This is a genomic window from Amycolatopsis sp. 195334CR, from assembly GCF_017309385.1.
In the GTDB taxonomy this organism is placed as follows: domain Bacteria; phylum Actinomycetota; class Actinomycetes; order Mycobacteriales; family Pseudonocardiaceae; genus Amycolatopsis.
Genome location: NZ_JAFJMJ010000002.1, coordinates 861,799 through 873,583, shown reverse-complemented (window position 1 = coordinate 873,583; position 11,785 = coordinate 861,799). Strand labels below are relative to the sequence as shown.

Sequence of the window (11,785 nt, the reverse complement as noted above, 5' to 3'; positions counted from 1 at the left end):
CGCCGCCGGGGTCACGAGCGCCGGAGCCGCGCGGACGGCGGCAGCGGGCCGCGGGATGGACACGGGCGGACCCCGGAAACGGGGAAGCCCCGGAACCCTGAACGGGTCCCGGGGCTTCCCGGTCGGAACCGTGGCGTCACGCGCCGCCGGAGAGCTTCTCGCGCAGGGCGGCGAGCTGCTCGTCGGAGGCGAGGGTGCCACCGCTGCTCTTCGAGCCGGAGTCGGCCGGGGCGGAGGTGTAGCTCTGCTCCCCACCGGACGGGTCGCCACCGGTCGCCGCGTTGGCGGCGGCTTCGGCGTCCTGCTCGGCGGCCTTGGCGATCTGCTTCATGTGCGCCTCGTAGCGGGTGTGCGCCTCGGCGTACTGGCGCTCCCACTCCTCACGCTGCTTGTCGAAGCCTTCCTGCCACTCCTGGGTGTCCGGGTCGAAGCCCTCGGGGTAGATGTAGTTCCCCTGGTCGTCGTACTCGGCGGCCATGCCGTACTGCGTCGGGTCGAACTCGGACTCGGTGGTGAAGCCCTCGTTCGCCTGCTTCAGCGACAGCGAGATGCGGCGGCGCTCCAGGTCGATGTCGATGACCTTGACCATCACGTCGCCGTTGACCTGCACGACCTGCTCCGGGATCTCCACGTGGCGCTCGGCCAGCTCGGAGATGTGCACCAGGCCCTCGATGCCCTCCTCGACGCGCACGAACGCACCGAACGGGACGAGCTTGGTGACCTTGCCCGGCACGATCTGGCCGATCGCGTGGGTGCGGGCGAACTGGCGCCACGGGTCTTCCTGGGTCGCCTTCAGCGACAGGGACACGCGCTCGCGGTCCATGTCCACGTCGAGCACCTCGACGGTGACCTCCTGGCCGACCTCGACCACCTCGGACGGGTGGTCGATGTGCTTCCAGGACAGCTCGGAGACGTGCACCAGGCCGTCGACGCCACCCAGGTCCACGAAGGCACCGAAGTTGACGATGGAGGACACCACGCCCTTGCGGACCTGGCCCTTGGCGAGCGCGTTGAGGAACTCGCTGCGCACCTCGGACTGGGTCTGCTCCAGGTAGGCGCGGCGGGACAGGACCACGTTGTTGCGGTTCTTGTCCAGCTCGATGATCTTCGCCTCGAGCTCGCGGCCGACGTAGGGCTGCAGGTCGCGCACGCGGCGCATCTCGACCAGCGACGCGGGCAGGAAGCCGCGCAGGCCGATGTCCAGGATCAGGCCGCCCTTGACCACCTCGATGACGGTGCCCTTGACCGGCTCGTCCTTCTCCTTGAGCTCCTCGATGGTGCCCCAGGCGCGCTCGTACTGCGCGCGCTTCTTGGAGAGGATCAGGCGGCCTTCCTTGTCCTCCTTCTGGAGGACCAGGGCCTCGACCTCGTCGCCGACGGTGACCACCTCGGCCGGGTCGACATCGTGCTTGATGGACAGCTCACGCGAGGGGATGACGCCCTCGGTCTTGTACCCGATGTCGAGCAGCACTTCGTCGCGATCGACCTTGACGATGGTGCCTTCGACGATGTCGCCATCGTTGAAGTACTTGATCGTCTTGTCGATCGCGGCGAGGAAGTCTTCCTCCGACCCGATGTCGTTGATGGCGACTTGCTGCGGGGTGGACGCAGTCGGGGCGGTGGCGGTGTCGATGGTCATTAGGCGGGTTGCTCCGGTAACGGCTTGGGGATAGTAGGTTTGCTGTTTGCGCGCGCACCGGGAAACCGGACGAGCGATTCTGCTGCGTTCCCGAAGAAATCGGCCACGTGCATCACCGACGGCTGGTGCGCGACCCGGACCCCAGCACGGAGGCCGGAGGGAGAGGTAGCGCGAACCCACTGCGCTAGTGAGTATCCTACGCGGCCCACTGGGCAGGGCACAAACAGGGTCCACACACGTCGTCGGCTATGGCGCCTGCGGGAGGATGAGCCGGTGAACTCCCCGCCCGCTGATCGTCACGACCGCGCCGAAGAACGCCTCGGCACCGCCGCCGTCGCCTACCGCGAGGTGGGCTCGTCGGAGGCCGCCGCGGCCAATCTGGCCTGGTGGGACGCCGATGCCGACGACTACCACGCCACGCACGGCGAGTTCCTCGGCGAGGCCGACTTCCTCTGGTGCCCCGAGGGCCTGCGCGAAGCCGATCTCGGCCTGCTCGGCCCGGTCGACGGCCGCCGGGTGCTGGAGGTCGGCTGCGGCTCGGCGCCGTGCGCGCGCTGGCTGACCGCGCAGGGCGCGCGCACGGTGGCGCTCGACCTGTCCGCCGGCATGCTGCGCTACGCCCGCGAGGCCGCCGAGCGCACCGGCATCCACGTCCCGCTGGTCCAGGCCAACGCCGAGTACCTGCCGCTGGCCGACGCCAGCTTCGACGCGGCCTGCTCGGCCTTCGGCGCGGTGCCGTTCGTGTCCTCGGTGGACGCGGTGTTCGCCGAGGTGCACCGGGTGCTGCGGCCGGGCGCGCCCTGGGTCTTCGCGGTCACCCACCCGATGCGCTGGATCTTCCCGGACGACCCCGGCCCCGGCGGGCTGACCGCCACCCAGCCCTACTTCGACCGCACCCCGTACGTCGAAGTGGACGGTACGGGCACGGCGACCTATGTGGAGTACCACCGCACGCTCGGCGACTACGTCCGCGGCCTGGCCGGGGCCGGGCTGGAGCTGCTCGACCTGATCGAGCCGGAGTGGCCGGAGGGGCACACCCGCGTCTGGGGCCAGTGGAGCCCGTTGCGCGGCAAGCTCTTCCCCGGCACCGCGATCTTCCGGACCCGGAAGCCGGGGTGAGCTTCGCCGGGCTGGACCCGCTGCTGCCGGAGGCGAGTGCCCCGGCGGGAGAGCGCGTCCACGCCCGCGTCCGCGACGGCCGCCAGGTCAGCGCGGTGCTCTACCGGAGCAAGCTGCCTGCCGGCGCGGTGGAGCGGCTGTTCTCCCCCGCCCGCACCTGGGAAGTCACCCCGCTGCTGGACGCCGGGGACGTGGCCGGGCTGCGCGCGCTGCTGCCGACGGTCCGGGTGCGCCTGCTGGCCGAGCGGCCCGGCCCCGATTCGGCGTGCGTGCTGGCGTGGCCGAGCCTGGACGCGCCGGTGGCCGGGGTGCTGCCCCGGCACGGCTTCCTGCCGCGGACCGCGATCGGCGTGCGCACCAGCGCCGACCCCGGCACCGACACCGGCACCGGCACCGGCACCGGCACCGGCACGATCGCCCACGGCACCGGCCACAGCCACGGCCCCGGCACCGACCCCGGCACCGGCCACAGCCACGGCCCCGGCACCGGCATCAGCACCACCAGCACCGGCCACGCCGGATCGTCGGGCCCGCCCGGCCTGCTCGTGCGCCCGGCGAAGGAAGCCGATCTCGAGGAACTGCTCGCGCTGGAGGTCGCCGAGCTGCGCTACGCCGCGCTGGTCGGCACCGCGCGCCCGCTCGACAACGCCGCCCGCCTGCTCGAACCCGGACTGCGGCGCCTGCTGGCCGAGGGCCACGTCTGGCTCGCCGAGGCGGACGGGCTGGCGGTCGGCATGGCGAGCACCCGCTGCGTGCTCCCCGAGGCGGGCGGCCCGCTGGCCAACCGGCTGCCCGGCGGGCGCTGGGGGTACGTCTCCACCCTCTCGGTGGCCGAGGACAGCCGGGGCCGCGGCGTGGGCCGGGCGCTGATGGCGGTGGCGCACCGCGCGCTGGCCGAGTCCGGCGTGCGCGGCACCTTCCTCTTCTACAACCCGTGCAACCCGCTCTCCTCGGTGTTCTGGCACCGCCAGGGTTATCGTCCACTGTGGACCATCTGGGACGTGACCCCGGCGGGGGAGATGAGGGCATGACCGAACTGCACGCGGTGACCGCCGACGGCGAGCGCGTGTCCGCCGTGCTGCGCCGGGAACGGCACGAGCCCGGCTCGCTGGAACTGCTGTGGTCGGCCGAGCGGGTGTGGCGGCTGTTCCCGGAGATCGGCACCACCGGGACGGCGGGCATGGACGCGCTGCTCCGGGCGTGGCGGGCCGAACTCGACACCGAGTCGCCCGGTGAGGACTCGGCCTGCGTGGTGACCTGGCCGAGCCACGACGCCGAGGCGATCCGCGCCTTCCTCGACCACGGCCTCGCCCCGGTCACGGCGCTGGCCACGCGCACCGGCCCGCCGGACACCTTCGGCCAGCCCGGCGTGACCGTCCGCCAGGCGCGGCCGGACGACTTCGCCGCGGTGCTGGACCTGGCGCTGGAGGTCTTCGACTACTCCGCGCTGGTCGCCCTCCCGCGCCGCGAGCACACCGAGGAACTGCTCGCGCCGCGGCTGCGGGCCAAGCTGGCGCAGGACACCGGCACGGTCTGGGTGGCCGAGGTCGACGGCCTGGTGGCGGGGCTCGCCGACTGCTCCTGGGTGGACGTGGCCGGGGAGGCCGGGGCCGGCGAACTGCTGCCGCCGGGCAGCTGGGGCTACCTGAACAACGTCGGCACCGCGCGCGAAGTGCGCGGGCACGGGATCGGGCGGACACTGGCGGCCGCGGCGCACGCGTACTTCCACGAGCGCGGGGCGGCGGGCACCTACCTCTACTACAACCCGCCCAACCCGCTGTCCTCGGTGTTCTGGCACCGACGGGGCTATCGTCCACTTTGGACGATCTGGGAGGTTCGCCCGGCCTCGCTGTTGCGGTAGTCACTCAACCGGGGTGTTCTGCCCGGTTGAACTTGCCCACTCCCAGCTCCGGGCCTACTTTTGCACTGACCAGTCAGTTCAAATACCGGGAGCCCCCGTGCAGGTTCACGCCGATCGCGTGTCCGTCACCGGACCGCACGGCACGTTGTTGCCACCGACCTCGTTGACCGTCGCCGCCGGGCAGCTGGCGGTGCTGCACGGCGAGCCGGGCGCCGGGCTGACCGCGTTCGGGCTGGCGCTGGCCGGGCGGTTCAAGCCGGCCACCGGCACGGTCACCGGGCCGTCGAAGCTGCGCGAGGTCTCGGCCGTGGTGGACGCACCCGGGGTGAGCGAACCGGACGGCGCGCTGAGCCTGAGCGTGGTGGTCGGCGAGGAGCTGGCGCTGGCGCGCCGCCCGTCGGCCAAGGAGGACGTGCGCCGCTGGCTGGCGGCGAACGACGTCGGCCCGTTCGCGGACACCCGCTTCGAGAACCTCGCCCCGGTGGTGCGCACCCGGCTGCTGACCGCGCTCGCGGCGAGCCGGAAGGGCGTCGAGCTGCTGGTGCTGGACACCCCCGACCGGCACACCAGCGACGTGGAGAGCTGGTCGTCGCTGGCGGTGGAGCACGCCGAACGCGGGCTCGCGGTGGTCGTGCTGAGCGCGACCACGCCCGTCTCCGCGCTGCCGTTCACCCCGGCCGTGGCCGGTGAGCTGACGCAGCCGGAACCGCGGCAGTGCGCTCCCCTGCCCGAGCCGGAGCCGGAAGAAGACCCCGAAGGAGAAGAGCAGTGAGCAGCGTCCGGATCGCCCTCAACGAACTGCGGAGGCTGAGCTCCGGGAAGCTGCCCAAGCTGGCGATGCTCGCGCTGGTGCTGGTCCCGCTGCTCTACGCCTCCTTCTACCTCTACGCGAACTACGACCCGTACGGCAGGCTGAACAAGCTGCCCGCCGCGGTGGTCTCCGCCGACACCGGCGCCACCGACAGCGAGGGCGTGCAGCGCAACGTCGGCCGCGAGGTGACCGACGAGCTGGTCGGCTCCGGCACCTTCCAGTGGCACGAGGTCTCCGCCGAGGAGGCGCAGGCCGGCGTCCGCGACGACCGGTACTCCTTCGCCATCACCATTCCCCGCGAGTTCTCCACCGCGCTGCTGTCCACCGGCAACTTCCAGCCGCAGCAGGCGACCATCACGCTGACCACCAACGACGCCAACAACTACCTGTCCGGCACCATCGCCGACCAGGTGGCCGAGCAGGTGCGCGCGACGATCGCGGAGAAGGTGGGCAGCGAGGCGGCCGGCCGCTTCCTGGTCGGCTTCTCCACCATCTACGGCAAGATCGAGGAGGCTTCGCGCGGCGCGACCCAGCTCGCCGACGGCGCCGGGCAGCTGGTCAGCGGCCAGCAGCAGCTCGCCGACGGCGCGAACCAGCTCAACACCGGCAGCACGCAGCTGTCCACCGGGCTCAACACGCTGCGGGACAGCACCGCGCAACTGCCGTCGAAGTCGCAGCAGCTCGCCGACGGCGCCAGCCAGGTCGCGGCGGGCAACGCGAAGGTCGCCTCCGCCGCGCAGGTGGCCGCGGGCGCCTCCACCGACCTGCAGAACTCGCTGGACAACGCGAACGGCCAGCTGGCGCAGGCGTTGCGCAACGGCGGGCTGAGCGAGGACGAGGTCCAGCACGCGCTGAGCGTGCTCGGCACGCTGCGCAAACCGGTCGACGACGCGAACACCAAGATCCAGCAGGCGAACAGCGACCTGAGCAAACTGGCTGACGGCGCCCGCCAGGTCTCCGAGGGCGCCGCGCAGCTGGCGTCCTCGGCCCCCACCCTGGTCGACGGCATCGGCAAGGCCGCCGACGGCGCGAAGCAACTGGTCGACGGTTCGGCGAAGCTGGCCACCGGTGAGCAGGACGCGCTCAAGGGCAGCACGCAGCTGCGCGACGGCGCGAACCAGCTCCGCGACGGGCTCGGCGCCGGGCTCAAGGAGATCCCGAACCCCGACGACCCGACCCGCCAGGCCACCGCGAACACCATCGCCGACCCGGTGGCGGTCAACTCGGTCGGCGTGGCCTCGGCCGGGACCTACGGCGCCGGGCTGGCCCCGTTCTTCATCTCGCTGGCCACCTGGATCGGCGCGTTCGTGCTGTTCCTGCTGCTGCGGCCGCTCTCGACCAGGGCGCTGACCGCGGGCGCGTCCCCGCTGCGGGTGGCCTTCGGCGGCTGGCTGGCTTCGGCGCTGCTCGGCGTGGCGCAGGTGATCGTGCTGTTCGGCGCGGTGACCTGGCTGGTCGGCATTCACGTGGCGCACCCGCTGGGCGCGATCGGCTTCGCCGTGCTGGTGTCGTTGTCGTTCACCGCGATCGTGCACGCGCTGAACGCGCTGTTCGGCGCGGTCGGCAAGTTCCTCGGCCTGGTGCTGCTGGTGCTCCAGCTGGTCAGCGCGGGCGGCACGTTCCCGTGGCAGACCATCCCGGACGCGTTGTACCCGCTGCACATCGTGCTGCCGATGGGTTACGCCATCGACGGGTTCCGGCACCTGCTCTACAGTGGGGCCTCCCTGCAGATCCTCGGCGACATCGGCGTGCTGCTGGCCTATCTCGTCGGCGCGCTGGCGGTGTCCGCGTACGCCGCGAGCAAGCGTCGCATGTGGACGGTGTCGCAGCTGAAACCGGAGCTGAGCCTGTGAGTGCGAGGGCCGACGCCACGCGGCGCCGACTGTTCGAAGCGACGCTGAAGCTGGCCACCGACCGCGGGCTGGTCGGGCTGACGGTGGACGAGATCGCCGCCGAGGCCGGGGTGGCCAAGGGCACCGTGTACTACAACTTCGGCAGCAAGGACGGGCTGATCGACGCGCTGCTGCGCTACGGCGTCGGGCAGCTCGCCGACCGGCTGCGCGCGGGCACCGCCCCGGCGGACCCGGTCGAGGCGCTGGAGTCCCAAGTGGACGGTGCGCTCCGGTTCATCGCCGAGTACCCGGGGTTCTCGCAGATCCTGGTCAGCGAGATGTGGCGGACACCGGGCCAGTGGCACGAGACGCTGACGCTGCTGCGCGAGGAGATCATCTCGATCGTCAAGGAGCAGCTGCAGCGCATCGCCGACGCGGGACGGCTGCCCGACGGCGTGCAGATCCCGACCGCCGCGGCCGGGTTGTTCGGCACGCTGCTGGTGGTGGCCCTGGACTGGCAGGTGTTCCAGCGGCAGCGCAGCCGGGACGAGGTGCGCGAGTCGGTGATGGTGCTGATCCGCGGCCTGGCTAAGTAATTGACGGAGAAGACCCCCACGGCACCAGTAGCCGTGGGGTGCCGGAGCCGTCGGCCGGGACCGCCCAGATGTCGGAGCCGCCGTCGCGCGGGAGTTCGTAGGCGATCGTCCGCGAGTCCAGCCAGACCACCTGGTCGTCGATGCTGCGGGTCTCGGCCAGCGGCGTCTCCCGCATCGTGGTCAGGTCGAGCACGTACTCGCGCCACGGCCTCGCGGCATCGTCCGAGACCCGCTTCTTGACCGCCAGCCGCGTGCCGTCCGGGGACAGCGACGGGCATTCGGCGTTCTCCACCAGGGTCCGGGCGGCCCAGGCGTCGTAGTCGCCTTCGAGCAGGTGGGTCCGCCCGGCCGTGGACACCGTGGCGTAGAACCGCTTGCCGTCGGCGGTGAACCCCGCGCCCCAGACGTTGACGTCCTCCGCCTGGTACGGCTTGCCGTCCACGGTCAGCGGGATGCCCTCGATGTTGCTCAGGTACGCCTGGTCGCGGCGGTCCTGGATCGCGGTGCGGGTGGAGAACCCGCTGCCCTGGGTGTACGAGTCGCCGGTGACGAAGGTGGTCCAGGTGGCCATGCGGCCGCCGGCGGACAGCTTCGCGCGGCTCGGGATGCCTGCGACCTCGACCCGTTCGGTCTCGCGCAGGCGGTCGTCCACCCGCAGCGCGACCGCGCTCGGCATCAGGCCGGGCGCGGTTGCCAGGCAGATCCCGGTCCCGGCCTCGGTGAAGAACCGGTCGCACGAGAGCGGGCTGATCCGCCGCGGCCCGCCGGGATCGGCCAGCGGGACCGAGGAGACCTTGCCGTGGTGGGGTCCCGGCGCGGTGGTCCGGAACAGCAGGCGCCCCGGCTCGGCCAGGTCCACCTGGGCGGTCGCGTCGACCGCGATCGTCACGTCCGGCCGGGCGTGCTCCGGGTTCCCCGCCATCGCGTCCAGCGTGTAGACCGTCGCCGCCGCGCCGAGCAGCGCGGTGGCACCGAGTGCGGTGGCCACCTTGATCCCGAGCCTCATGCCACTCCCCTTCCCGTGCGCAACGGCCGGGCGATCAGCGCCGCGGCCACCACCACCGCCAGTGCCGACACCGCGAGGACCAGCGCGGTCTCCCTGCCCCACACCGTCCAGGCCGCGCCGAACAGCACCGAGGACGCGAGCTTCGCCAGCGCCTGCCCGGTCTGCAGCACGGCCATCCCACTGGTCCGCAGCCCGGCGGGCAGCAGCGGACCGGCCGCCGCCATCAGCACCCCGTCGGTGCAGGCGTAGAACAGCCCGTGCGCGGCCAGGCCCGCGACCACCAGCCACAGCCCGTCGGCGGCGCCGAGCAGCAGGACGTAGGCGCCCAGCAGGGCGATGTGCCCGGCGACGAACACCCGCCACCGGCCGAGCCGGTCGGCCACCCGGCCCATCGGCACGGCCAGCAGCAGGTACACCCCGGCGGTGCCCAGCGGCAGCACCGCGAACCAGGCGGGTTCGATGGCCAGCCGGTCCTGCAGCAGCAGGTAGACGAAGGCGTCGCCGACGGTGGCCAGGCCGAACACCGCCGCCCAGCCGCAGATCCGCCGGAACCCCTTGTCCCGCAACAGCCCGAACGCCGACCGCAGTGAGGCCGACCGGCGGGGCGGCGCCGGCTGCCGGTGGTCGCGGACGAACAGCACCAGCAGCACCACGCCGAGCGAGGCGATGCAGAAGCTGACGAAGAACACCGCCTGGTACCCGCCGGTCACCGCCCACAGCAGCAGGAACGCCACCAGCGGCCCGAGGAAGGCGCCGACGGTGTCCATCGCTCGGTGCACGCCGAACGCGCGGCCGAGCGTGCCGGGGTCGCTGCTCAGCGAGATCAACGCGTCCCGGGGGGCCGTGCGCAGGCCCTTCCCGGTCCGGTCGGCGGCCAGCACCAGCCCCATCGAGGTGGCCGATCCAGTGGCCCCGAGCAGGCCGAGCTTGGCCACGGCGGAGATGCCGTAACCGAGCCCGGCCATCAGCTTGCGGCGCTGCCACCGGTCGGCGAGCGTGCCGCCGACGATCCGCACGAACGCGGTCACCCCGGAGTACAGCCCGTCCAGGATGCCGAACTGCAGCGGGGAGAACCCCAGCTGCAACACCAGGTACAGCGGCAGCACGGCGGTCACCATCTCCGAGGAGACGTCGGTGACCAGGCTGACCGCGCCGAGGGCGAACACGTTGCCCGCCACCCGGCGCCCACTACGTCCCGGCTGGGTGTCGAGGCCGGTTTCCCGCGCCGATGCGATGTACACGGTTGCCTCCCCCGATCAGCGGCAGGTGTAGGGACCCGCCTTGTCGAGGAGCTTCCCGTCGGTGCCGATGATCTCCCACGAGTAGGTCTTGCCGTTGGCCACGAACTTCATCACGCCGTGCTTGGCGAACGACTTCTCCACCCCCTCACGCGGTTTGATCTGCGTGTACAGGCTGTCGCCGCCGATGCCGACGATGGCCGAGCGCACGCCGTTCGCCTCGTCGACCCGGCCCTGGGAGTTGAGCGGCTTGATCCGCTCGTAGTGGTGGTCGTGCCCGCCGAAGACCACGTCGGCCCTGGCCTTGACCATCTCGTCCCACAGCGGCGCGATGGCCTTGTTGTCGCCGTACTCGCCGGAGTTGAACCGCGGGTGGTGCCAGTAGCCGACCACGCACGACCGGGTGTTCTTCGCCAGGTCGTCCTTGAGCCAGGCCACCTGCTCGGCGGTGTTGCCGTCGGTCACCGGATCGGAGTCGAGCGCGACGAAGTGGAAGTCGCCCACGTCGAAGCTGTAGTACGGCTTGCCCTGCGGGGTGGCGATCGAGCCGAAGTACGCCTTGTACCCCTTGAGCTGGTCGTACCACTCGTGGTTGCCCGGGGTGGGCTTGGTGATGGCCTTGAACTTGCCCCAGGTCTTGTCGTAGTAGGTCTGGAACTCCTTCAGCGTGCCGTTGTCGTACTGGTTGTCGCCGACGGTCAGCACGTGCTGCGGCTTGATGCCGGCGACGAGTTCGGCGGTCTTGGAGTGCTCGGACGGCAGTTCGCGCTTGGCGATGTCCCCCGCGATCACGAAGACCGTGCCGCCGGTGCCGTTGCCCGGCTGGGTGCTCGCCTGCACCTCGGCGCTCGGCGCGGAGAGGTTGCCCGCCGCGTCGCGGGCCCGCACCGAGTAGGTGAACGCGGTGCCGGAGGCGAGGGCCGTGTCGGTGTACCCGGCGGTGCTGGTGGTGCCGACGACGTTGCCGTTGCGCAGCACCTCGTACCCGGTCACCCCGACGTTGTCGGTCGACGGCGTCCAGGCCAGGGTGATCGTGTCGGTGGTGGCGGCGGTGGCCTTCAGCCCGGCGGGCGCGCTGGGTGCCTCGATGTCACCGCCGCCGGTGCGGGAGCCGTGCACCTCCAGTTCCCAGAGCGAGTAGCCGTAGGCGGTGGCGCGCTGGGTGCCGAGCACCCGCACGAACCGGGCCGAGGCGTCGAGCCCGGTGACCTCGTCGACCGCGCCGTCCGACCCGGTGACGGACTTGACCGTGGTCCACGCCTTCCCGTCGGCGGACACCTGGACCTGGTACGCGCTGGCGTGGGCGGCCTCCCAGTTCAGCTTCACCCGGCTCACCCGCGCGGGCCCGCCGAGGTCGACCGCGATCCACTGTGGATCGCTGCCCTCGGCACTGGCCCACCGGGTGGTGGTGTCGCCGTCGACGGCGAACCCGCCGCCGAAGGTGGCGTCCTCCACCGACGAGGTGGTGGTGGGTTTCTGGTGCGACAGCAGGGTTTCGGCCAGCGTCTCACCACTGGCGGCGACCACGGACTGCGCCAGCAGCGCGGCCAGCGCGATCGGCAGGCCCCTGACCAGCAGGGTAGATCGGTTCATCTGCGCTCTCCTGGGGGTGCGGGCGGCGGAAAGCGGACGGTGTTCAATTAGTTAACAAAGTTACCAGTTTGGGTAACGTAACACCGTTGC

The 11,785-nt window shown here is 71.8% G+C and carries 10 protein-coding genes; 6 read left to right on the top strand and 4 right to left on the bottom strand.

All coding sequences use genetic code 11. From position 1 onward, the window contains the following. Nucleotides 1-136: 136 nt before the first annotated feature. Nucleotides 137-1,639, bottom strand: coding sequence for a 30S ribosomal protein S1 (rpsA, locus tag JYK18_RS27140; RefSeq protein ID WP_206806301.1), 1,503 nt, complete (start codon nt 1,637-1,639; stop codon nt 137-139). A gap of 273 nt (nt 1,640-1,912) precedes the next feature. Here rpsA and JYK18_RS27135 point away from each other — a divergent pair, with 273 nt between their 5' ends. The 6 genes from JYK18_RS27135 to JYK18_RS27110 all read left to right on the top strand — a co-directional run bounded on the left by JYK18_RS27135 (nt 1,913) and on the right by JYK18_RS27110 (nt 7,858). After that, nucleotides 1,913-2,758, top strand: coding sequence for a class I SAM-dependent methyltransferase (locus tag JYK18_RS27135; protein ID WP_206806300.1), 846 nt, complete (start codon nt 1,913-1,915; stop codon nt 2,756-2,758). Next, nucleotides 2,755-3,789, top strand: a complete 1,035-nt coding sequence (locus JYK18_RS27130; protein WP_307796079.1) for a GNAT family N-acetyltransferase — start codon at nt 2,755-2,757, stop codon at nt 3,787-3,789. Before JYK18_RS27135 ends, JYK18_RS27130 begins: the two co-directional genes overlap by 4 nt. Further along, nucleotides 3,786-4,619, top strand: a complete 834-nt coding sequence (locus JYK18_RS27125) for a GNAT family N-acetyltransferase (RefSeq protein WP_206806299.1) — start codon at nt 3,786-3,788, stop codon at nt 4,617-4,619. The genes JYK18_RS27130 and JYK18_RS27125 overlap by 4 nt, the downstream gene beginning before the upstream one ends. 97 nt (nt 4,620-4,716) lie before the next feature. Next, entirely contained in the window at nt 4,717-5,391 is a 675-nt protein-coding gene (locus tag JYK18_RS27120) for an ABC transporter ATP-binding protein (protein WP_206806298.1), read from the top strand. Further along, nucleotides 5,388-7,283, top strand: a complete 1,896-nt coding sequence (locus tag JYK18_RS27115; RefSeq protein ID WP_206806297.1) for a YhgE/Pip domain-containing protein — start codon at nt 5,388-5,390, stop codon at nt 7,281-7,283. The genes JYK18_RS27120 and JYK18_RS27115 overlap by 4 nt, the downstream gene beginning before the upstream one ends. Continuing rightward, nucleotides 7,280-7,858: a TetR/AcrR family transcriptional regulator gene (locus JYK18_RS27110; RefSeq protein WP_206806296.1), complete on the top strand. Its 579-nt coding sequence runs from the start codon at nt 7,280-7,282 to the stop codon at nt 7,856-7,858. The genes JYK18_RS27115 and JYK18_RS27110 overlap by 4 nt, the downstream gene beginning before the upstream one ends. Here the strand turns inward: JYK18_RS27110 and JYK18_RS27105 are convergent. From JYK18_RS27105 to JYK18_RS27095, 3 genes are read right to left on the bottom strand one after another with little or no spacing between them, the layout of a single operon-like run. Continuing rightward, nucleotides 7,851-8,864, bottom strand: a complete 1,014-nt coding sequence (locus JYK18_RS27105) for a PD40 domain-containing protein (protein WP_206806295.1) — start codon at nt 8,862-8,864, stop codon at nt 7,851-7,853. The genes JYK18_RS27110 and JYK18_RS27105 overlap by 8 nt on opposite strands. After that, complete coding sequence (locus JYK18_RS27100) at nt 8,861-10,105, bottom strand: MFS transporter (RefSeq protein ID WP_206806294.1); 1,245 nt, start codon at nt 10,103-10,105, stop codon at nt 8,861-8,863. The genes JYK18_RS27105 and JYK18_RS27100 overlap by 4 nt, the downstream gene beginning before the upstream one ends. Before the next feature lie 15 nt (nt 10,106-10,120). Continuing rightward, the gene (locus JYK18_RS27095) at nt 10,121-11,695 is read right to left on the bottom strand and encodes a discoidin domain-containing protein (RefSeq protein ID WP_206806293.1); all 1,575 of its coding nucleotides are present in this window, start codon (nt 11,693-11,695) and stop codon (nt 10,121-10,123) included. Nucleotides 11,696-11,785: the final 90 nt, after the last annotated feature.